The following is a 21,830-nucleotide window of genomic DNA, read 5'->3' as shown; positions in this document are numbered from 1 at the left end:
ATAAGGGAGGATCTATGAAAAGAATTGTTGATTTAAATGAATTGTCTTTAGAACAGATTCAAAATATTATTGATGAGGCTATTGCTTTTAAAAATGGTAAAGTGATTGATTATCACCAAAAGAAAGTTGTTGCCAATCTTTTTTTTGAGCCATCAACAAGAACTCATTATAGTTTTGATATGGCTGCTGGTAATTTAGGCTGCCGTACTCAAAATTTTGAGGCTAGTAATTCAAGTTTAAAGAAAGGTGAAACTTTGTATGATACTTGTAAATTATTTGAAAGTATCGGTTGTGATGCTTTAGTTATTCGTCATCCTGAAGAAGATTATTTTAAACAGCTAGAAAAGCTTAATGTTCCTATTTTAAATGCTGGTGATGGTAAAGGAAATCATCCTTCACAATCTTTACTTGATTTAATGACTATTAAAGAAGAATTTGGACATTTTGAAGGATTAAATGTTGTTATTGTGGGTGATATTTTACATTCACGTGTCGCTCATTCTAATTATCATGTTATGCAAAGACTTGGTATGAATGTATATACTTCTGGACCATTGGAATATAAACAGGAAGGCTACAACTATGTTGATTTTGATGATGTTATTGAAGACATGGACATTGTTATGCTTTTAAGAGTTCAACATGAACGTCATGTTGGAGATGAAAATTTTTCTAAAGAAAAATATCATCAGATTTATGGATTATCTTTAGAAAGATATCAACGTTTAAAGGAAACAGCTATTATTATGCATCCTGCTCCTATTAATCGTGATGTAGAAATTAAGGACGAATTGGTAGAAAGTGAGAAGAGTCGTATTTTTACACAAATGCAAAATGGTGTTTTTGTAAGAATGGCAATGCTTCATAAGGTATTAGAAAATGAATAATTACTTATTAAAAAACGCTTATTTATATAATCAGGGTATTTTTCAAAAAACAGATATTTTAGTCAAAGATGGTTATATTGAAGAGATATCTTCAAATATCGAAAACGGTGATATGCCTGTCATTGATTTACAAGGTAAGTTGGTTTCACATAATTTTATAGATATACATACACATTTAAGAGAACCAGGATTTGAACATAAAGAAACAATTCATACAGGAAGTTTAAGTGCATTGTATGGTGGATATGGTACAATTGTAGCTATGGCGAACACAAATCCATGTATGGATGATATTGAAACAGTTTTAGATTTCAAACATAGGGTTGAACAAGATGGTTGTGTTAACATCTATACATATAGTGCAATCACTCAAAATCTTCAAGGTCAGAAATTAGTAGATATGGCACGTCTTATTGATGAAGAAATAGTCGTAGGTTTTTCTGATGATGGTAAAGGTGTTCAAAGTGATGAGATGATGGAATTGGCTATGCAGTTGGCAAGTAATTTAGATTCTATTATTGTTGCTCATTGTGAAGATGAAAGTGAACTGCATGGTGGTTGTATACATGAAGGACGTTATGCTAAAGAACATCATTTAATAGGTATTAATAGTGCTTCAGAGTATAAGCAGGTAGCAAGAGATTTAGAGATAGTTAGGCAATATCACAATCGTTATCATGTTTGTCATATTTCTACAAAAGAAACTGTAGCTTTATTAAATGAAGCTCAAAAAGAAGGTTTATCTGTATCAGGTGAAGCTTCACCACATCATTTAATTTTAACAGAAGACAATATTCAAGATTGTCATCCTAATTTTAAGATGAATCCACCACTTAGAAGTCAAGAAGATCATCAGGCACTTATTCAAGGACTCAATGATCGTACAATCACAGTTATTGCTACTGATCATGCGCCACACGCTAGAGATGAAAAGAATACATCTATTCAAAATGCACCGTTTGGTATTATAGGTTTACAACATGCATTTCCATTATTATATACTTATTTAGTTAAGAAAAATCTGGTTTCTTTAGAAACAATTCTAGATGCTTTAACAGTTGGACCAGCTCAAGTTTTACATTTTGACTGTCAAGTTCAAACTGGTTCTTTAGCTAATTTATGTATTTTTGACCTTGATCAATCTTTTACGATTGAAGAAAAGGACTTGAAATCAAAATCAGCCAACACACCATTTTTAGGAACAACATGTTATGGTCGTATTTTTGCTAATATTATGAATGGTGAATTTATAAATTTGGAGGAAAAATAAATGGAAAACTATCAGGGAATAATGACAATTGTTTCTAAAAAAGAACTTGTCAAAGATGTATATGAAATGGTTTTAGAAGGTGAAGCTGCAAAGTTCATTCAAACACCAGGACAATTTATTAATGTCAAAATTAATGACTCATTACAGCCTTATTTAAGAAGACCTATGAGTATTTGTGATTATGATGAAAATCATATCACTATTATTTTTAAAGTTGTTGGAGAAGGAACACAGATTCTTTCACAGAAAAATATTGGTGATACTTTAGACTGTTTAACAGGACTTGGAAATGGCTTTTTAGATTTTCAGGCTCAAAAGGCAGTTGTGATTGGTGGGGGATTAGGTGTGCCACCGATGTATAATTTAGCAAAAACTTTAAAAAATCATGGTGTTGAAGTTCAGGCTGTACTTGGATTTAATAGTCAAAATGATATTTTCTATCAAAAGGAATTTATGGACATTTGTCCTACATATATAGCAACTATGGATGGAAGTGTTGGTGTTAAAGGGACTGTTATTGATGCTTTAAAAGAAAATCATATTGAATTTGATAAATATTATGCTTGTGGTCCTGAAAAAATGCTTGATGCTTTGGTTTTAACATATCCTGAAAATGGTTATCTTTCATTTGAAGCGCGTATGGGATGTGGTTTTGGTGCTTGTATGGGATGTTCATGTAAAGTCAAGACAAAACCATATAAACGTATTTGTGTTGAAGGACCAGTGTTAATGTCAAGTGAGGTGATTGTCAATGGCTAATTTAAGAGTTGAATTACCTGGATTAAATATGAAAAATCCAGTTATTCCAGCAAGTGGAACATTTGGTTTTGGGTATGAGTTTACAAAATTTTATGATATCAACTGTTTAGGTTCGATGATGTTAAAGGGAACAACTTTAGAACCACGTTATGGAAATCCTTTACCAAGAATCGCAGAGGGACCAAGTGGAATGTTAAATGCTATTGGTTTACAAAATCCAGGGGTGGATGCAGTGATACATGAAGAATTAGAAAAATTACGTCCATTATACAATGATAAAGTTATTGCTAATATTGGGGGTAGTGCTATTGATGATTATGTTGAAACTGCTAAACGTCTATCTAAACATGATATGGTAGGGGCATTAGAACTTAATATTTCTTGTCCTAACGTACATGCGGGAGGAATTCAATTTGGAACTCATCCGGACATGGCTGCCGCAGTGACAAAGGCTGTAAAAGCAGTGAGTCAAAAACCTGTTTATGTAAAACTTTCTCCAAATGTCACTGATATAGTTGCTATGGCAAAAGCAGTTGAAGCAGCTGGAGCAGATGGAATTACAATGATTAATACAATGATAGGAATGCGTTTTGATATCAAAACAGGAAGACCAATTATTGCAAATAAAACAGGTGGATATAGTGGACCAGCTATTTTTCCAGTAGCTTTACGTATGGTTTATCAAGTGACTCAGGCAGTGTCTATTCCTGTTATTGGAATGGGTGGGATTGCCACTGGTAAGGATGCTATTGAAATGATGATAGCAGGAGCTAGTGCAGTGGCTGTAGGTTGTCAAAACCTTGTTGATCCTTATGCTTGTCCTAAAATCATTCAGGAAATGAATGATATTTTGGATGACATGGGTATTGAAGATATTCATGAGATTATTGGAAAATCACATCAATATAAATAATGATTGAAATATATGAAAATGGACATACTAGAAATGGTGAATAGTATGTCCATTTATTTTCAACTTTTTTTAGCAAGCTTTTTTTGGGGAAGTAATGTTATTGTTATGAAATTATTGCTGAATCAGCTTCCTTTTTTATTTTTAGCATTTTTAAGAGTCTTATTATCTTTTTTATTTTTAGGTTTATATATTTGTTTTACTCATATTCCTTTACATTGTCCAAATAAGAAGAAATTAATCATTATTGCACTTCTATCTATATATTTAAACTTCTATTTTACTTTCTTGGGTATGAATCAAGTAAAAGGGGTAGATAATGCATTTATGAATGCTTTATCTCCAACAGTAACTTTCTTATTATCATTTCTTTTTTTAAGAAATCATTATACATTTAAAGAATGGATAGCTATGTTTTTATCATTGTTTGCTTTTTTACTATCTATTCATTTTCAGATTTTTTCAATACAGATTGGATTCTTTTATCTTCTGCTTGGTATGATTCTCTATATTTCTGGTAATATTCTTATTCAAAAATGGAATATTTCTCATAGTATAAGTTTTACTTTTTTTGAATTATTATTTGGCTCTCTTTTTTTACTTGGACATTGTTTGTTAGATGGACAATTGAGATTTTATCAGTTAAGTTCGTTAAATATATGGGACTGGATTTTATTTTTGGTTATTTCTGGTCTAGGGTTTGCTTTTATACAAATCACTTATATGAAAGCTATTCAACAAATCGGTGCTGTTCAAACAAGTTTCTTTTTAAGTTTAAATCCTGTGTTTACTTATATAGAATCCTTAATATTTTTAAATGAAAGTTTTGATTTGATGCATTTTATCAGTTTTTTATTATTAATGCTTTCTTTGATTATGATACAAAAAAAGAAAACTTCATGAGTTTTCTTCGTAATACTGTATGAGAGCCTGTGTTCCTAGATTGTCTTCTTGAAGACTTTGATACATTTGTAAGACAGTATTTAAGACAGGAAGTTCTTGATGATCCATTTCCTCTTTAGCAATTTTTAAATCTTTGATAAAATGCTTGATATAAAACCCTGGCTGAAACTGTTCATCAATCATCGCTTGTCCATTATGTTCTAACTGCCAGCTGGCAGCGGCACCTTTGGTGATACATTGCATCAATATATCCATATCTAATTGATGTTCTTTGGCATAGTGAATGGCTTCACTGACACCTGCAATGGTTCCAGCAATCACTATCTGATTAGCCATTTTGGTATGTTGTCCCATACCGCTTGTTCCTACATATAGACTTGTACCTAGGATATCTAATATTTTTTGAACTTTTTGAAAAGTTGTATAGTCTCCACCAACCATAATAGAGAGTGTTGCATTTTTGGCTCCTAAATCTCCTCCAGATACGGGAGCATCTAAACTTTCTAACTGATGTGCTTTGGCATCGTTATAAATTGCTTTTGCAAGTTTTGGCGATGATGTTGTCAAATCTATAAGAATAGCTCCTGGCTTTGCATTGTTTATGATTCCTTTTGGACCATAATAAATATCTTTAACATCATGAGGGTAGCCTACCATTGTCATAATTATGTCTTGATTTTGTATACATTCATAAACACTGTCTTTCCAGGTAATACCAAGATCTATTAAATCTTGTACCTTGCTTTTAGTACGTGTATAGATTGTTACATCATATCCAGCGCTAGTAAGATGTTGAACCATAGGTTTACCCATAACGCCAACACCAATAAATGCTATTTTATTCATGAAATATCCTCCTTTGAAATATTTTATAAATTCTTTTCATGAAAATCAATAAATAACTTGACTTTTCCTATGCTTTCTTTATAATTACAAATGCGGCTATATCTAGGATATAAGAGTCCTCGACCTATTTCTTGGACATAGCTAAGTCAAATAAAAGGAGGAATAAATAATGTTAACTAAAGAAGAAAAAACTGCTATTATGAAAGAATACGCAACTAAAGAAGGAGATACAGGTTCTCCAGAAGTACAAATCGCTGTATTAACTGCTGATATCAACAAATTAAATGAACACTTTAAAGTTCATAAAAAAGATTATCATTCAAACAGAGGTCTTTTAAAGAAAATCGGTAGAAGAAGAGATTTATTAAAATATTTAAAAAATAAAGATCTTGATAGATACACAGCATTAGTTGACAAATTAGGATTAAGAAGATAAGGATATTCGAAATGAATATCTTTTCTTTTTGTAAATAAAAATAACAGAAATATCATTTTCAATCATAAATTTTGTTAATCATGTAATCAAATGTTGAGCGTCTATGTTTTTTTGAAATCAATCATTTTATAATAAGTTCGTCAAATGAAGGAGGACGACAATATGAGTAAGGAAGATATTATTCAAGAAGCAAAAGACGCTTATCAAAAGGTATTTAAAGATCAGGAAAAAAGAAATAGTCAGGATGAAGAAAATGAAGTTATTTTCAATCAGACTGAATTAAAAAAAGAAATTCAGGAAATGAAAGAAAAAGAAGAACAAAAACATAAAACTTTAGAAGCTTTACGTCATTGTATTCATGAAAAAGCTGAGGAATCTTATGAAAAGACATTTCATGAAAATACAAATAAACATATTCCATCTCATCAGAAGATGGAAACACAAGAAATGTATGGACAACTTCAAAGTGAAAAAGAACGTCTGACGAAAATGGTTAAAGAAATGAAGGATAAGGAATTATCAAAGCATAAATAGTGAAAAGATGACTTCGGTCATCTTTTTTTTATGGATATCTGTGTAAAATATGATAAAGAAATGATTTGTTATTACTGTAAAATATGCTATAATGACAAAGATAATGAATGAGGTGAAAAATATAATATGTCAAAACATGTAATGAGTTTAGAGTTTTATGGGAAAACAATAACTGTTGAAACAGGTGAACTTGCTAAGCAGGCTAATGGTTCCGTTTTAGTAAGATATGATGATACAGTGATTTTATCTACTGCAGTGGCTGGAAAAGAGCCTAAAGACGTAGACTTTTTTCCATTAACAGTAACATATGAAGAAAAATTATATTCAGTTGGGAAAATCCCAGGAGGATTTTTAAAGAGAGAAGGGCGTCCTAGTGAACATGGAACATTAACGGCACGTATGATTGATCGTCCTATTCGTCCATTATTTGCTGATGGATTTAGAAATGAAGTTCAAGTTGTGAATACTGTTTTATCAGTGGATCAGAATGCGTCACCAGAAATGGCAGCGATGCTTGGAGCATCACTAGCTTTATGTTTATCTGATATTCCATTCAATGGACCAATTGCAGGTGTGAATGTTGGTTTGATTGATGGACAGTTTACAATCAATGCTGGTCCTGAAGAGATGGAAAGAAGTTTAATTAATCTAGAAGTTGCTGGGACTAAAGAAGCTATTAACATGGTTGAAGCTGATGCTAAAGAAGTTGATGAAGAAACAATGTTAAATGCATTATTATTTGGTCATGAGGCTATTAAGCAGTTAATTGCTTTTGAAGAAGAAATTGTGGCTTTATATGGTAAGGAAAAAATTGAAATTCCTTTGTTTGAATTAGATGAAAATATTGTAAAAGAAGTAGAATCTTTAGCTAAAGAGAGAATGATTCAGGCAGTTTCTATTCCTGGTAAATTAGAAAGATATGGAGCTATTGATGAAATCAATGATGAAGTTGTTGCTTTATTTGAAGCTAGAGAATATGCTGATTCAAAAGAACAGGAAGCTGTTATTAAACAGGTTAAAATCGTTTTACATGATTTAGAAAAAGATGAAGTAAGAAGATTAATCACAGAAGATAAGATTCGACCTGATGGACGTAAAATTGATGAAGTTCGTCCATTGGATGCACAAGTTGATTTACTTCCTAGAGTACATGGTTCTGCTTTGTTTACACGTGGTGAAACACAAGTGCTTTCTGTATGTACATTAGGTGCTTTAGGAGAACATCAAAAAATTGATGGTTTAGGTTTAGAAGATCAAAAACGTTTTATGCATCACTATAATTTCCCACCATATTCTGTTGGTGAAACAGGTAGAATGGGTGCGCCTGGTCGTCGTGAAATTGGACACGGTGCTTTAGGTGAAAGAGCCTTAGCTCAGGTTATTCCAAGCGAAGAAGAATTCCCATATACAATTCGTGTTGTTTCTGAAGTTTTAGAATCTAATGGTTCTTCATCACAAGCTTCTATTTGTGCATCATCTATGGCATTAATGGCTGCTGGTGTTCCAATTAGTAATCCGGTTAGTGGTGTTGCAATGGGACTTGTGAAAAAAGGCGATGATTATACAATCTTAACAGATATTCAGGGAATGGAAGATCATTTAGGAGATATGGATTTTAAAGTCGCTGGAACAAAAAATGGTATCTGTGCTTTACAGATGGATATCAAGATTGATGGAATCACAAAAGAAATCTTACAAGAAGCCTTAGCGCAAGCGAAAGTAGGACGTCAGCAGATTATGGAATGTATGATGAATGCTATTAGTGAACCAAGAGATCATTTGAGTCCATATGCACCAAAAGTCTATATGATGAAAATTGAACCAGATCAAATTAAAGATGTTATTGGAACTGGTGGTAAAACAATTAATGAAATTATTGAAAAATCTAATGATGTTAAAATTGATATCGAACAAGATGGTCGTGTAACAATTTATCATTATGATCAGGAAGCTATTGAAACTGCTGCAAAACTTATTGAAAATATTGTAAGAAGAGCAGAAGTTGGGGAAATTTATGATGGAAAAGTTGTACGTGTTGAAGATAAATTTGCTTTTGTAGAATTATTTGAAGGAACAAATGGTTTCTTACATGTTGGAGATATTGCTCATGAACGTATCAATAAAGCTTCTGATGTTTTAAAAATAGGTGATATCATTAAAGTCAAAGTAACTAAGATTACTGATAAGGGTGTCAATGTTTCTCGTAAAGCGTTGCTTCCTAAACCAATACATAAAGAAGAAAAGAAAGACCATGAGTAAAATTATTTTAGCAAGCACTTCTCCTAGGAGAAAAGAATTGCTTGAAAGAGAAGGCATTGACTTTAAAGTTGATGCTTCTTTTATTGATGAAACATTAGATGATTCATTACCTATTGAAAAACGTTTATGTGATTTAGCAATGCGTAAAGCATATCCTATTCATCAAAAATATCCTCACGATATTGTTATTGCGGCAGACACAGTGGTTTATTTTGATCATTGTGTCATTGGTAAACCACATGATCGTCAGGAAGCTTATGAAATATTGATGCGTCTATCTCATCATCGTCATGATGTTTATACAGGAGTTGCCATATATATGGGAAATGATTTAAAAACATTTTGTGAAAAAACACAAGTCTTTTTTAAAGATATAACTGCGATGATTGATGATTATTTAGATTCCAATGAATGGATGGGAAAAGCAGGAGCTTATGGTATTCAGGGGAAAGCTAGTGTATTTGTTGATTATATTGTTGGTGATCGTGATAATGTCATTGGCTTACCTATAACAAAAGTTAAAGAATGTTTAAAACAATGAAAACATCTTTAACTTTTTATTTTATACGAAATTTTGTAAACGGATTCATTTTTTGTTGTTTTCTGTGATGATTTTTATTATAATGAAGAATGGAAAATAAATGTGGAGGATAATGATATGGAAAAGAAAGTGAAAAGAATAGCATTACTTTCTGGTGGTGGTGACTGTCCAGGATTAAATGCAGTAATTAGAACAATTACAAAAACAGCTATTCATAAATATGGATGGGAAGTTATAGGTTATGTTTATGGATACCGTGGTTTATATAACAATAACTATATTGAATTAACAGAAGAAAAAGTTGAAAACATCTATAAGGAAGGTGGAACTATTTTATATAGTTCTAATAAAGATAATCTTTTTGACTATTTGGTAGATGATGGAAAAGGTGGAAAAGTTAAAAAAGATGTCAGTGATGTTGGTGTAGAAAACTTGAAAAAAGCGGGTGTTGATGTTCTTGTTGTTTTAGGTGGAGATGGAACGCTAACAAGTGCTAGAGATTTTTCAAGAAAAGGTGTTAAAGTTATTGGAGTTCCTAAAACTATGGATAATGATTTATCTAGTACAGACCTTACATATGGTTTCATCAGTGCAATGAGTGTAGGAACTGAATTTATTGATCGTTTACAGACAACTGCTAAATCTCATCATCGTGTTATTTGCTGTGAATTAATGGGAAGAGATGCAGGTTGGATTGCTTTATATGCAGGACTTGCTGGAAATGCTGGTGTTTGTTTAATTCCAGAAATTCCATTTACGATTGAAAATATTGCTAAACATATTGCTAAACGTGATGAACAGGGATTGCCTTATACTGTTATTGCAGTAGCTGAAGGAGCAAAATATGCTGATGGTACAAAAGTCATTGGTAAAATTGTAGAAGATTCACCTGATCCAGTACGTTATAGTGGTTTGGCTGCAAAAGTAGCGGATGATTTAGAAAAAGTGATTCCAAATCATGAAGTACGTTCTGTTAATCCAGGACATATTATCCGTGGTGGAGATATTACTCCTTATGATCGTATTTTATCTATTCGTTTTGGAGTTAAAGCATGTGAATTGATTGATGAAGGACTATTTGGTAATGTTGTGACTCTTCATGGAGAAAATATGGATTATACATCATTAGAAGAAGTTATTGGTGATGCTAAATTCGGTAAACAAAAACGTGTCGATCCAAATGGTGAATTGGTTCGTGCTGCTAAAGCTGTTGGTGTTTGCTTTGGTGATGAATAACATAAGGGCTGTTATACATGTTTGTGTATAACAGTTTTTTGTAGAATGATAAAATATGTAAAAATAATTTGCTTAAATATTTAAATTTTGATAGAATATCTCGTACAAGTCAAAAGGAGGGATAAAATTGATTGAAGAGTTGATTGAAAATGGTGAATATCTTCAAGCTTTAAATCAGCTTCATGATATGAATGATGAAAAAACAAGATATTTAAGACTCGTTTGTTTCATTGGGTTGGGTGAATTTGAAAAAGCAAAATATGAAGGCGCTCATGCAAAGGCTTTGGCAAAAGAAACATATTATGATGTTATATCTATGTACATCATGGCATTAAAAGAATTGGGTGAATATGAAGAAGCAATAGATTTATTAATTGAAGAATTATCTATGCCTTATATACCTTATCAATATGAAACTTTGTTTAATACGGCTTATGACGAAATTTTGCTTGAAAAGCAGGAAGCCCGATATGAAGTTGAAAATAAAAATCAAATTTTTTCAATAGAAGAAATTAATCAATTGTTAAATAAAAAAGATTGTAATGAAGATTTGTTGTATATGGCACTTGATCAATTACAGCAATTGAATGTTCGTATGATTATTCCTACAATTAAAACTTATTTGATGGATCCAAACAAACATTTTTTTGCAAAGACTTTATTGATGGAAATTATGATCGATCAGCAGGTTGATGAAGAAATGGAAGTTGAGAAGTTTGGTCAGATTTATAGTTTTAATCCAAGCTATATGCCAATGGTATTAGATCAGCTTGCTTATACAGGTATTTTAAAGTATCTTGAAAATGCATTAGAAAGTGATAATCCATCACTTTTTGAACAGTGTCAGGAATATTTGGAATATTTACTGTATTCTTTCTATCCACAGGAAATTGATGAAATGGATTATAATGTCTGGGCAGCCTCAATTCATTATTATGTGGCAACATTACTCTCTATAGATGTTGACTTGTCAGAATTAGAAATTTTATATTATTGTGATTTAGAAGCAATTGAAGAACAAATTTTAGCACTCAAACAAGTTGAGTGTTAAAATAGTTGCATTATGTAATTGTTTCATGTATAATAAGCGTGTTGAAATAATGGAGGAAGTATAAATGGAAACAGTTTGTAATAAACTTGAAAAATCTATGATGGAAGTTAAAGTGACTTTCACAACTGAAGAATGGAAAAAAGCTCAAGAAAAAGCATTAGACAAATTAGCAAAACAAGTTAAGATTGATGGTTTTAGAAAAGGTCATGTACCTAAACAAATGGTTAAAGCAAGACTTGGAAAAGGAACTATTTTAGAAGAAGCAACTGATATGATTTTACAACAAAATTATTCAGGTATTTTATTGGACAATGATATTCGTCCAGTAGGACAACCTGAAGTGAAAATTGATGAAATTTCAGAAGATGTTCTTAAATTAACTGTAACTGCACCAGTTGCTCCAGAAGTACAATTAGGTCAGTACAAAGGTTTAGAAGTGAAAAAGACACAAGTTAAAGTTACAAAGAAAGAAATTGAAGCTGAATTAAAGAATTATCAAAATCAATTTGCTGAATTAGTTATAAAAGAAGATGGTCAAGTTGAAAACGGTGATACAGCTGTTATTGACTTTGAAGGATTTAAAGATGGTGTTGCTTTTGAAGGTGGAAAAGGTGAAAACCATTCATTAGAAATTGGTTCAGGATCATTCATTCCTGGTTTCGAAGAACAATTAATTGGTATGGGTGTTGGTGAAGAAAAAGAAATTGAAGTCACTTTCCCAGAAAATTATCAAGCTGCTGATTTAGCTGGACAAAAAGCAACTTTCAAAGTTAAAGTTCATGAAATTAAATCAAAAGTTTTACCTGAAATTGATGATGAATTAGCAAAAGATGTTAATGTTGATGGTATTGAAACTTTAGCTGATTTAGAAACTTACACAAAAGAACAAATCAAAAACAGAAAACAAAATGAAGCTGAAGCAAAATTCAGTGATGATATTTTCAATGCTGTTATTGAAAATACACCACTTGAAGTTCCTGATGCAATGATTGAAACAGAACTTCAACAAATGTTAAGAGAAGTTGAACAAAATTTATCTCAACAAGGTTTAACAATGGATTTATTCCAACAATTAACTGGTAAAACTCTTGATGATATGAAAGCTGAAATGAGAGAACAAGCTGAAAAACGTGTGAAATTTAATTTGATTTTATCTGAAATTGTTAAAGCTGAAAATATCGAAGTAAGCGATGATGAAGTTGATGACGAAATCAAAGAAATTGCAACTTACTATGGAAGAGAATTCGACGAAGTGAAAAAACTCTTTGAAGGACAGTTAGGACAAATTAGAAATGATTTAGCTACTCGTAAAGCTGTTCAATTGATTAAAGATAATGTAAAATAAGACGCTTCAAGCGTCTTGTTTTATTAAAACAAATGAATAGACAAGTGACTCATTATTATATATAATAATGAAAATACAAAGGAGGTCATGAATTATGGATGAATTAGATATTGTCGTTGATTTACCTGTCATTTGTACTAGAGGGATGGTTGTTTTTCCCTCTCATGAAATTTCTTTAGATGTAGGAAGAAGTTTTAGCCTTAAAGCAATTGAATTAAGTGTGAATGAATTTGATGAAAACGTTGTTTTTATTTCTCAAACAAATCCACTTGATGAAAATACAGATTTTGATCATGTTTATCATTATGGAACATTATGCAAAATTAAAAGAAGAATCAAAAGAGATAATCATGGAACAATCAAATTGACTGTTGAAGGTCAAAAAAGAATAGAAATTTTAAATCTTGAAGAAAGAGATGGTTGTCTTTTTGCAAAAACAAAATATCTTGAAGATATTCATGGTGACCGTGCTGAAGAAATTGCGTTAGTTAGAAAATTAACAGATCAGATGCAGACAATGCATAAAAATCTTCAGGTTTTCCCTCGTGAAGTTTTTGCGAGTTTGTCACAGGGCATGAGTGCAAGTGCATTAGCTGATACAATAGGACAATATATTAATGTCGAATTAAAAACAAAACAAGCTATTTTAGCTGAATGTGATATTAATAAACGTTTATTATTAGTTCTTGCAAGCATGGAAGAAGAAAAGACAATTAATGAAATAGAAGAAAAAATTAATCTTAAAGTCAAAGAAAGTATTGATGAAAATCAAAGAGAATATTATTTAAGAGAAAAATTACGTGCAATTAAAGAAGAACTTGGTGATACACCTAGTAAAGAAGATGATACAGATTATATTCGTGAAGAAATTCAATCAAAACCTTATCCTCAACATATCAAAGATAAGATTGAAGAAGAATTAAAACGATATGATATGATGCCACCTGCTTCTTCTGAAGCCAATGTTGTGAGAACTTATATTGATTGGGTTATGAAAACACCTTGGTATCAAGAAACTGAAGATACACAAGATATCAATGAAGTAGAAAGAATTCTTGATGAAGATCATTTTGGATTAGAAAAACCAAAAGAAAGAATTGTGGAACACTTAGCTGTTAAACAAATGACTCAGTCTTTAAATGCTCCAATTATTTGTTTGGTTGGTCCTCCAGGAGTAGGGAAAACTTCTATTTCTAAATCTATTGCAAGAGCATTAGGTAGAAAATTTGTAAAAGCTTCATTAGGTGGAGTAAGAGATGAAGCTGAAATTAGAGGACATCGTAGAACTTATTTAGGTTCTATGCCAGGAAGAATTATTCAAGGAATGAAAAAAGCAGGTGTTGTGAACCCGGTTTTCTTATTAGATGAAATTGATAAAATGTCTAGTGATTATAAAGGGGATCCAACAAGTGCAATGCTTGAAGTTCTTGATCCAGAACAAAACCAATTCTTCTCTGATAATTATTTAGAAGAACCTTATGATTTATCAAAAGTTTTATTCATCGCAACTGCAAATGATCTTGGAAGTATTCCTGATCCATTAAGAGATAGACTTGAAATCATTGAGATATCTTCATATACAGAACAAGAAAAATTAGAAATTGCTAAAAGACATTTATTGAAAAAAGAATGTAAAGTTCATGGTTTAAAAGATGAACAGCTTCATATATCAGATGATGCATTAATGTATGTGATTCGTCATTATACACGTGAAGCAGGAGTTAGACAATTAGAACGTTTAATTGCTAAAATCTGTCGAAAAGCTGTTTTAAAAATCTTAAAAGATCAGTCTTTAATGCTTACATTAAATGTTGAAGATTTAGAAGAATATCTTGGTAAAGCACCATTTGAACATACTAAAAAATTAGATAAGCCACAAGTAGGTGTTGTTACTGGAATGGCATATACGCAATATGGTGGAGATATTTTACCAATTGAAGTTAATCATTTTGCTGGTAGTGGTAAATTTATTATTACTGGACAGCTTGGTGATGTTATGAAAGAATCTGCTTCTATTGCATTAGATTACATGAAAGCAAATTCTCAAAAATATGGATTAGAAAACATTGCTTTTGATAAGCAAGATATTCATATCCATGTTCCAGAGGGAGCAGTCAAAAAAGATGGACCAAGTGCTGGTGTGACTTTAACAACAGCAATCTTATCTGCCTTTAGCAATCGTCCTGTTCGTGATGACGTTGCTATGACAGGTGAAATTACATTAAGAGGACAAGTATTACCAATTGGTGGACTTAAAGAAAAATCAATTTCTGCACATCGTAGTGGTATTCGTACAATCATTATTCCTAAAGATAACGAAAAGGATATTGATGATATTCCTGAATCAGTTCAAAATGATTTGAATATTATATTAGCAGATAATATTGATACTGTTTTAGAAAATGCTTTAGTGAAACAATAAAGCTGCTGATTGAATCAGTAGCTTTTTTTGAAAGGAGAAAGATATGTATAAGGTAAACAAAGCACAGTTTTTGCTCTGTGCAGCATGGAAATCACAATGGCCAGATCATCAATTACCAGAAGTTTGTTTAGCCGGACGCAGTAATGTCGGTAAATCAAGCTTAATTAATACGTTGACGAATCATCAAAAATTAGCAAAAGTTTCTTCAACACCGGGTAAAACACGTACTTTAAATTTCTTTAATATTAATGATGAAATCTGTTTGGTAGATGTTCCTGGTTATGGCTATGCGAAAGTCAGTGATGCTATAAAAGAAAGCTTTGCGGATATGATTGATACATATTTAAGAGAACGTGATTTGTTAAAAGGCTTAATTTTAATTGTGGATTATCGACATAAACCGACTCATGATGATGTTCAAATGTATCAGTATGCTAAATATTATCAGATTCCTGTTATTGTTGTGGCGACTAAGGAAGATAAGTTAAAACGAAATGATTTAAAGAAAAATGAAAAACGTATTAAAGAAACTTTGGATTTTCAAGAAGGGGATCTGTTTGTTCGTTTTTCAAGTCTAAATAAAGTTGGAATTGACGAATTATGGCAAGCTATTTTTCAACTATGTGAACTCTAAAAATATTGATTGAAAATAATTATTTTAAAATTAAGTGGTGAAAGAGGCAAGGAATAAACTTTACACAATAATACCTATTTTTTCATATGCTATAACAAATAATCTCGCTCTTAACAAATCTTTTCATTTTTTGTATAATAGATAAAGGGAGGGGGAAGAAAAATGATACGTATTATGTTATGCTGTGCTTCTGGTATGTCTACAAGTTTACTTGTTGAAAAGATGAAGAAAGCAGCTTTAGAACAAGGTATAGAGGCAGAAATTTGGGCTGTTGGTGCTAATGAGGTGAAAGCTAATGCCAATCGAACAGATATTATTTTATTAGGACCTCAAGTACGTTATGCTCAACGTAAAATTGAATCTGAAGCACCTGGGGTTCCAGTTGCTCATATAGATATGAAAGATTATGGAATGATGAATGGTCAATCTGTTTTAAAACAGGCATTAGCAATACTTGAAAAAAATCAATAATGAAGTAGAGACAAAAGCTCTACTTTTTTTATTGTCAATGTTTCTCTTATTCATATTCTTCAATCTTATGCATACAGTTTGATAGGAGGGATTGTATGCAAAAGATATATTTTAAAAAAATGGTTGATTTGAATCATCAACTTCATGAATTAATTTCGATATCTGTTGATGAATCTATTCGTTATAAGATGGAAACAAATGGAATGCGTGCGGTTGGTAGTATTATGATTAATGGTGAATATAAAGATACACAGGAAAAACATCAATTTCATGAAACAATAGATTTAGATATTTTCGCATTATTTGAAAAGATTACAGATAAAAGAGATTTTCATGTGAAAGTAGAAGATTTTGATTATCATCTTGTTGATGGTAATTTGTCATTGGTTATACAGGCTTATGTATATGGGGTATTGGATGATGAAGATCGTGTTGTTGATACAGTGACGAGAAATGAAGAAGCGGATCCTGCAGAAGAGATTGAGAAGCTTTTACGTGAAGAAGAAAAAATTGTGGATGTTATTCCTGAAACAAAGGAAGTGACAATTCAACAGACAAGGCCATTGGAAGATAAACAAGTTGATATGCCTGTTCAAGAAAGTGAAGATGTCAATAATGATGAAGATTTAGGCACATATTATTTTTATGTTGTTCAAGACGGTGATAGCTATGAAACTATTGCTAGACATTATAAAGTAGATGAATATGCTCTTAAGCAGTACAATCATGAGCGTTCTTTAACCCAGGGAACAATCGTTATTATTCCATATATGATATGAAGGAAATTATTTTAAAAAACTATGGACTTCATGTTATTGGTGAAATTAAGTTAAGTTCACATGTTTTTAAATTAAAATGTGAAGAAGGATATTATGTTGCAAAAATCACATCACAGAAATCATTACAGAATATGTATGATTCTATTGAAACATTGAATTTATCTTGTTTTGTTCATATCATACCGAATGATCATCATGAATATCTGACTTCCTATCAGCAACAATATCTTTATCTTATGCCGTTTATTGAAAGTGGTTCACAACATCTTAAGGAAATGAAAATTCAATTTTATTTTGAAACACTGGCTTATCTCCATGGTCATAGTTTTTATGATATGAAAGTCAATCAGCAATATTTTCATACACTTGAAAATGATGTTTTAAAAGTGATTCAGGAACGTATGGCTTATTATGAACAGATGATTACCAATTATGAAAATGAGCTTTACCGTTCACCTAGTCAATGGCTGCTTGTTATGAATTATTATCGTATCTATGATGCATTATGTTTAGCACGCCAATATTTATCACAGTATATGAATTGTGTTCAAAATTGTCGATCCATTCGTATTTGTATCACATATAAAAATTTTGATTATCAACATATTTCACTGAAATCTAAATGTTTAATATCACTAGATTATCTGGAAATGGATTTACCCATTTATGATATATTTGATATGTATCAAAAAATACCAGATATTCTTTTTGATTTGGATTGTTTGAGTCAATCCTATTTGAAAAAGTTTGAATTAAGAGAAGAAGAAAAATTATTACTTTGCTGTTTAATGAATATTGTGCCTATTATTCAATTAGAACATGACGAAATTGATAACATTATTAAGCTTTCACGCTTATTATATTATTTAGATTCAATTCATGATTTTATTACACAGTTATAATTGACTTTGATAGTCAGGTTTGTTAGAATATAATAGACGTTGAAGAGGAGGAGTACATTTTGTATTCTTAAAGAGAATCTCTGGTTGGTGTGAAGAGATAGAAGAAGAAATGGAAGGTAGCCTTGGAGTTTGTTTTCTGAATATTGAAGTAGGTAAACACGTATAACTGCGTTAAGGTTTATGAGGTATACAGATTGTATATGAATTAAGGTGGTACCACGAACATTCGTCCTTATGCGAATGTTCTTTTTTATTAAAGGAGGAGAAGAAATGGCTAATTATATTGTCTGGGGATTATTTATTTTTGCACTTTGCTTTTTAGGTTTTTTCTTTAAAAAAAGAGTTAATGAAAATAGGGCACATCGTCAAAAAGCTGCGATGGAATATGAAGCTAAAAAAGAGAGATATTCATATTTAAGACCTGGAGTCTTAGAAACATGTCCAAGAGAAGATGTGACTGCGGCAGCATTGTTTCATTGTATGAGAAAAGAAAATGATGATTTTGATCATTATTTTGAAAAAATGAATGAAAGTGAGAGAACTGTTTATGGTATTTATATGATTACATCTTCTTTAGAAGGTCGTAATGCATCTTTACATAGTTTCTTTTTAAGTCCAGCGAGTCAACCATATGTACCAATGGTAGTTGATATTTTTGAAAGAGTTGGTGCACATGAAATTGCTGATTTAATGAAAGCAGCAAGACGTTTTGCAGAAATTATTGAGAATGATGAAGAAGATGATGAAGATGATCCAGAAATGGGAGATTATTCAAGATATAATTTTTCAGATTTTACAAATGAATTTGTGACACTTGTCAGTACCACAAATCTAGGAGAAAAGTTAACACAATATGTTTTAGATCATAAAGAAGATTTTTATGATACAGATATTCCTGACGAAGATAAAGAGGGAGATGAAATCGATGAAAAAAGAATTAGCGACGAAATATAATCATAAAAGTGTAGAAGAAGGAAAATACAAAACGTGGTTAGATCATCACTATTTTGAAGCGGGAGATACTTCTAAGAAACCTTATAGTATTGTTATTCCACCACCTAATGTAACGGGGAAACTTCATTTAGGTCATGCTTGGGATACAACTTTACAAGATATGATTATTCGTTATAAAAGAATGCAAGGTTATGATGCATTATGGTTGCCTGGTATGGATCATGCTGGTATTGCAACACAAGCAAAAGTAGAAGCACGTTTAAGAGAAGAAGGTGTTTCTCGCTATGATTTGGGCAGAGAAAAATTCTTAGAAAAAGCTTGGTCATGGAAAGAAGAATATGCTTCTATTATTCGTAGCCAATGGGAAAAATTAGGATTATCATTAGATTATACAAAAGAACGTTTTACTTTGGATGAAGGATTAAGCGAAGCGGTTAAAACTGTTTTTGTAACGCTATATGAAAAAGGTTATATTTATCAGGGAGAACGTATTATTAACTGGGATCCAGTTCAACGTACAGCTTTATCAAATATTGAAGTTATCCATAAAGAAATTGAAGGACATATGTATTATTTCAATTATGAAGTTGTTGAAACAGGTGAAAAATTGATTATTGCGACAACACGTCCTGAAACAATGTTTGCCGATCAAGCGATTTTTGTTCATCCAGATGATGAAAGATATCAGCATTTGGTTGGAAAACATGCAATTAATCCTGCGAATGGTGAATCTTTACCAATTATGGCAGACAGCTACATTGACATGAGTTTTGGAACAGCTGTTATGAAATGTACACCAGCTCATGACCCTAATGACTTTGCTTTAGCAAAAAAATACCATTTAGCGATGCCAAAATGTATGAATGATGATGGTACAATGAATGAATTATGTGGTCAATATCAAGGGATGGACCGTTTTGAATGCCGTGAAGCTTTAGTCAAAGATTTTGAAGCAAGAGGTGTTGTTGATCATATTGAAAAACATATGCATCAGGTTGGACATTCTGAACGTAGTCATGCTATTGTTGAGCCATACTTATCAAAACAATGGTTTGTCAAGATGAAACCACTTGCTAATGCGGCATTAGAGAATCAATTAAAAGATTCTAAGGTTTCTTTTGTGCCACCTCGTTTTGAAAAAACATTTAAACAATGGATGGAAAACATTGAAGATTGGTGTATTTCACGTCAATTATGGTGGGGACATCAGATTCCTGCATGGTATCATAAAGAAACAGGAGAAATCTATGTGGGTAAAAATCCACCTGCAGATATTGAAAACTGGAAACAGGATGAAGATGTTCTTGATACATGGTTTTCAAGTGCTTTATGGCCATTTTCAACAATGGGTTGGCCAAATAAAGAGAGTGAACTCTATCAACGTTATTTCCCAACTGACACATTAGTCACAGGTTATGACATTATCTTTTTCTGGGTTTCTCGTATGATTTTCCAATCATTAGAATTTACTGGCCAAAGACCATTTAAAAATGTTCTGATTCATGGTTTGATTCGTGATGAGCAAGGAAGAAAGATGTCTAAATCTTTAGGTAATGGTGTTGATCCTATGGATGTTATTGACCAATATGGTGCTGATACATTAAGATTCTTTTTAACAACAAACTCTGCACCTGGTATGGATTTAAGATATATTCCTGAAAAATTAGATGCTGCATGGAATTTTATTAATAAAATATGGAATTCTGCTAGATTTGTTTTAATGAATATTGATGAAAATATGTCATATCAGGATTTATCATTTGATCATTTAAATTTAGCTGATCAATGGATTCTCAATCGTTTAAATGAAGTGATTGCTTCTGTTGATGAAAATATGGATAAATTTGAATTTGTTAATGTAGGTAGTGAACTTTATAATTTTATTTGGGATGATTTCTGTTCATGGTATATTGAATTGTCTAAAGTTCATTTAAATAGTGATAATGACATTGAAAAGAAAGCAACACAAAATACATTGGTTTATGTATTGAATGCAATTGTAAGATTATTACATCCATTTATGCCTTTTGTGACAGAAGAAATTTATCAATCTATTCCACATATAGAAGAATCTATTTGTATTGCGAAATGGCCTACTATTAATGATAGATTCAATAATGAACAAATTCAGGATCAATTTGTTTACTTAATTGATATCATTAAAGGTATTAGAAATTTAAGAGCTCAATATGTCATTAAAAATGCTATTGAAATTGCATATTCTATTCAAACACAGGATACTCAGCTTGAAGGCTTACTTGAAAATCTTTCACCATATATTTATAAACTTTGTCATGCGCGTTGCTTTGGTTATAATGTTGAAACATCTTCAAATGTAGCAACAGAAATGATCAAAGGTGGTAATGCTTTGATTATTGAATTAGGTGATTATATTGATTTGGAAGCAGAAAAGAAAAAGATGGAAGATGAAATCAAAAAGCTAGAAAACGAAATTAAACGTTGTGAATCTATGCTTTCTAATCCAAACTTTGTTCAAAAAGCACCTGCTCAAAAAGTTGAACAGGAAAGAAAGAAATTGGCTGATTACCAATCAAAATATAATGCGATGAAAGATAAATTGAATATGATGTAAAGTGAAATTGAAAAATTTCACTTCAGGCTGTTGACAAAGTGGTAGAATTTTTTATTAAATCTACCACTTCTTTTTATTTTTTATGCAAATTGATAAAT

Annotated in this window: 20 protein-coding genes and 1 other annotated feature; of the genes, 19 read left to right on the top strand and 1 reads right to left on the bottom strand. The window is 31.4% G+C overall.

Going from position 1 to position 21,830, the window contains the following annotated elements:
- Positions 1-14 precede the first annotated feature (14 nt).
- The 5 genes from ACESR5_RS06820 to ACESR5_RS06800 are packed head-to-tail and all read left to right on the top strand — an operon-like array spanning position 15 to position 4,729.
- A complete protein-coding gene (locus tag ACESR5_RS06820) occupies positions 15-887 on the top strand; it encodes an aspartate carbamoyltransferase catalytic subunit (protein WP_087245898.1) in 873 nt (290 codons plus the stop codon).
- Positions 880-2,157 carry a dihydroorotase gene (locus ACESR5_RS06815; protein ID WP_373154811.1) on the top strand — a complete coding sequence of 426 codons (1,278 nt, stop codon included), beginning with the start codon at positions 880-882 and terminating at the stop codon, positions 2,155-2,157. Before ACESR5_RS06820 ends, ACESR5_RS06815 begins: the two co-directional genes overlap by 8 nt.
- Positions 2,158-2,916 (top strand): dihydroorotate dehydrogenase electron transfer subunit, encoded by a 759-nt coding sequence (locus tag ACESR5_RS06810; RefSeq protein ID WP_087245894.1) that lies wholly within the window; start codon positions 2,158-2,160, stop codon positions 2,914-2,916.
- Entirely contained in the window at positions 2,909-3,829 is a 921-nt protein-coding gene (locus ACESR5_RS06805; RefSeq protein ID WP_087296621.1) for a dihydroorotate dehydrogenase, read from the top strand. Before ACESR5_RS06810 ends, ACESR5_RS06805 begins: the two co-directional genes overlap by 8 nt.
- Positions 3,830-3,874: 45 nt before the next feature.
- Entirely contained in the window at positions 3,875-4,729 is an 855-nt protein-coding gene (locus ACESR5_RS06800; protein ID WP_373154808.1) for a DMT family transporter, read from the top strand.
- Here ACESR5_RS06800 and ACESR5_RS06795 read toward each other — a convergent pair.
- Positions 4,724-5,575, bottom strand: a complete 852-nt coding sequence (locus ACESR5_RS06795; protein WP_373154806.1) for an NAD(P)-dependent oxidoreductase — start codon at positions 5,573-5,575, stop codon at positions 4,724-4,726. The genes ACESR5_RS06800 and ACESR5_RS06795 overlap by 6 nt on opposite strands.
- A 169-nt stretch (positions 5,576-5,744) precedes the next feature.
- On the opposite strand from ACESR5_RS06795, the gene rpsO reads away from it, so the two are divergent.
- The 14 genes from rpsO to ACESR5_RS06725 all read left to right on the top strand — a co-directional run bounded on the left by rpsO (position 5,745) and on the right by ACESR5_RS06725 (position 21,732).
- Positions 5,745-6,011 carry a 30S ribosomal protein S15 gene (gene rpsO / locus ACESR5_RS06790; protein WP_087245886.1) on the top strand — a complete coding sequence of 89 codons (267 nt, stop codon included), beginning with the start codon at positions 5,745-5,747 and terminating at the stop codon, positions 6,009-6,011.
- Positions 6,012-6,173: 162 nt separating this feature from the next.
- A complete protein-coding gene (locus ACESR5_RS06785; protein WP_373154804.1) occupies positions 6,174-6,545 on the top strand; it encodes a hypothetical protein in 372 nt (123 codons plus the stop codon).
- A 126-nt stretch (positions 6,546-6,671) separates the two neighbouring features.
- Complete coding sequence (gene pnp / locus ACESR5_RS06780) at positions 6,672-8,804, top strand: polyribonucleotide nucleotidyltransferase (protein WP_087296617.1); 2,133 nt, start codon at positions 6,672-6,674, stop codon at positions 8,802-8,804.
- Complete coding sequence (locus ACESR5_RS06775) at positions 8,740-9,345, top strand: nucleoside triphosphate pyrophosphatase (protein ID WP_373154801.1); 606 nt, start codon at positions 8,740-8,742, stop codon at positions 9,343-9,345. Before pnp ends, ACESR5_RS06775 begins: the two co-directional genes overlap by 65 nt.
- Positions 9,346-9,462: 117 nt before the next feature.
- Positions 9,463-10,581 carry a 6-phosphofructokinase gene (locus tag ACESR5_RS06770; RefSeq protein ID WP_373154799.1) on the top strand — a complete coding sequence of 373 codons (1,119 nt, stop codon included), beginning with the start codon at positions 9,463-9,465 and terminating at the stop codon, positions 10,579-10,581.
- 127 nt (positions 10,582-10,708) lie between these two features.
- Complete coding sequence (locus ACESR5_RS06765) at positions 10,709-11,632, top strand: DUF3196 family protein (RefSeq protein WP_087244088.1); 924 nt, start codon at positions 10,709-10,711, stop codon at positions 11,630-11,632.
- A gap of 64 nt (positions 11,633-11,696) precedes the next feature.
- Positions 11,697-12,977 carry a trigger factor gene (gene tig, locus ACESR5_RS06760; RefSeq protein ID WP_373154797.1) on the top strand — a complete coding sequence of 427 codons (1,281 nt, stop codon included), beginning with the start codon at positions 11,697-11,699 and terminating at the stop codon, positions 12,975-12,977.
- A 94-nt stretch (positions 12,978-13,071) separates the two neighbouring features.
- Positions 13,072-15,399: an endopeptidase La gene (gene lon / locus ACESR5_RS06755; RefSeq protein ID WP_087304214.1), complete on the top strand. Its 2,328-nt coding sequence runs from the start codon at positions 13,072-13,074 to the stop codon at positions 15,397-15,399.
- A 43-nt stretch (positions 15,400-15,442) separates the two neighbouring features.
- A complete protein-coding gene (yihA, locus tag ACESR5_RS06750) occupies positions 15,443-16,033 on the top strand; it encodes a ribosome biogenesis GTP-binding protein YihA/YsxC (protein WP_087936766.1) in 591 nt (196 codons plus the stop codon).
- 162 nt (positions 16,034-16,195) lie between these two features.
- The gene (locus tag ACESR5_RS06745) at positions 16,196-16,504 is read left to right on the top strand and encodes a PTS sugar transporter subunit IIB (RefSeq protein WP_087244084.1); all 309 of its coding nucleotides are present in this window, start codon (positions 16,196-16,198) and stop codon (positions 16,502-16,504) included.
- Between the two features lie 95 nt (positions 16,505-16,599).
- On the top strand, positions 16,600-17,283 hold the full coding sequence (locus ACESR5_RS06740; RefSeq protein WP_087936765.1) for a LysM domain-containing protein: 684 nt from the start codon (positions 16,600-16,602) through the stop codon (positions 17,281-17,283).
- The gene (locus ACESR5_RS06735; RefSeq protein ID WP_087244082.1) at positions 17,280-18,185 is read left to right on the top strand and encodes a hypothetical protein; all 906 of its coding nucleotides are present in this window, start codon (positions 17,280-17,282) and stop codon (positions 18,183-18,185) included. Before ACESR5_RS06740 ends, ACESR5_RS06735 begins: the two co-directional genes overlap by 4 nt.
- 30 nt (positions 18,186-18,215) lie before the next feature.
- Positions 18,216-18,422: a binding site (T-box leader), on the top strand.
- Positions 18,423-18,455: 33 nt separating this feature from the next.
- Positions 18,456-19,139 (top strand): DUF4375 domain-containing protein, encoded by a 684-nt coding sequence (locus tag ACESR5_RS06730; protein ID WP_087244081.1) that lies wholly within the window; start codon positions 18,456-18,458, stop codon positions 19,137-19,139.
- Positions 19,111-21,732, top strand: coding sequence for a valine--tRNA ligase (locus tag ACESR5_RS06725; RefSeq protein ID WP_373154796.1), 2,622 nt, complete (start codon positions 19,111-19,113; stop codon positions 21,730-21,732). The genes ACESR5_RS06730 and ACESR5_RS06725 overlap by 29 nt, the downstream gene beginning before the upstream one ends.
- Positions 21,733-21,830: the final 98 nt, after the last annotated feature.

Origin of the sequence: Clostridium sp. AUH-JLR23, from assembly GCF_964238065.1 — a bacterium.
Lineage (GTDB): Bacteria > Bacillota_I > Bacilli_A > Erysipelotrichales > Coprobacillaceae > Allocoprobacillus > Allocoprobacillus merdigallinarum.
The sequence above is the reverse complement of the archived record's forward strand: the minus strand, read 5'-3'. Positions and strand labels throughout refer to the sequence as shown.

What these genes read in the sequence shown, in the direction of transcription:
- ACESR5_RS06740 (WP_087936765.1), top strand. Translation starts at nt 16,600, where the DNA reads ATGCAAAAGATATATTTTAAAAAAATGGTTGATTTGAATCATCAACTT.
- tig (WP_373154797.1), top strand. Translation starts at nt 11,697, where the DNA reads ATGGAAACAGTTTGTAATAAACTTGAAAAATCTATGATGGAAGTTAAA.
- ACESR5_RS06725 (WP_373154796.1), top strand. Translation starts at nt 19,111, where the DNA reads ATGAAAAAAGAATTAGCGACGAAATATAATCATAAAAGTGTAGAAGAA.
- rpsO (WP_087245886.1), top strand. Translation starts at nt 5,745, where the DNA reads ATGTTAACTAAAGAAGAAAAAACTGCTATTATGAAAGAATACGCAACT.
- lon (WP_087304214.1), top strand. Translation starts at nt 13,072, where the DNA reads ATGGATGAATTAGATATTGTCGTTGATTTACCTGTCATTTGTACTAGA.
- ACESR5_RS06775 (WP_373154801.1), top strand. Translation starts at nt 8,740, where the DNA reads ATGTTTCTCGTAAAGCGTTGCTTCCTAAACCAATACATAAAGAAGAAA.
- ACESR5_RS06770 (WP_373154799.1), top strand. Translation starts at nt 9,463, where the DNA reads ATGGAAAAGAAAGTGAAAAGAATAGCATTACTTTCTGGTGGTGGTGAC.
- ACESR5_RS06820 (WP_087245898.1), top strand. Translation starts at nt 15, where the DNA reads ATGAAAAGAATTGTTGATTTAAATGAATTGTCTTTAGAACAGATTCAA.
- ACESR5_RS06800 (WP_373154808.1), top strand. Translation starts at nt 3,875, where the DNA reads ATGTCCATTTATTTTCAACTTTTTTTAGCAAGCTTTTTTTGGGGAAGT.
- ACESR5_RS06815 (WP_373154811.1), top strand. Translation starts at nt 880, where the DNA reads ATGAATAATTACTTATTAAAAAACGCTTATTTATATAATCAGGGTATT.
- ACESR5_RS06805 (WP_087296621.1), top strand. Translation starts at nt 2,909, where the DNA reads ATGGCTAATTTAAGAGTTGAATTACCTGGATTAAATATGAAAAATCCA.
- ACESR5_RS06795 (WP_373154806.1), bottom strand. Translation starts at nt 5,575, where the DNA reads ATGAATAAAATAGCATTTATTGGTGTTGGCGTTATGGGTAAACCTATG.
- ACESR5_RS06735 (WP_087244082.1), top strand. Translation starts at nt 17,280, where the DNA reads ATGAAGGAAATTATTTTAAAAAACTATGGACTTCATGTTATTGGTGAA.
- ACESR5_RS06745 (WP_087244084.1), top strand. Translation starts at nt 16,196, where the DNA reads ATGATACGTATTATGTTATGCTGTGCTTCTGGTATGTCTACAAGTTTA.
- yihA (WP_087936766.1), top strand. Translation starts at nt 15,443, where the DNA reads ATGTATAAGGTAAACAAAGCACAGTTTTTGCTCTGTGCAGCATGGAAA.
- ACESR5_RS06810 (WP_087245894.1), top strand. Translation starts at nt 2,158, where the DNA reads ATGGAAAACTATCAGGGAATAATGACAATTGTTTCTAAAAAAGAACTT.
- ACESR5_RS06785 (WP_373154804.1), top strand. Translation starts at nt 6,174, where the DNA reads ATGAGTAAGGAAGATATTATTCAAGAAGCAAAAGACGCTTATCAAAAG.
- ACESR5_RS06730 (WP_087244081.1), top strand. Translation starts at nt 18,456, where the DNA reads ATGGCTAATTATATTGTCTGGGGATTATTTATTTTTGCACTTTGCTTT.
- pnp (WP_087296617.1), top strand. Translation starts at nt 6,672, where the DNA reads ATGTCAAAACATGTAATGAGTTTAGAGTTTTATGGGAAAACAATAACT.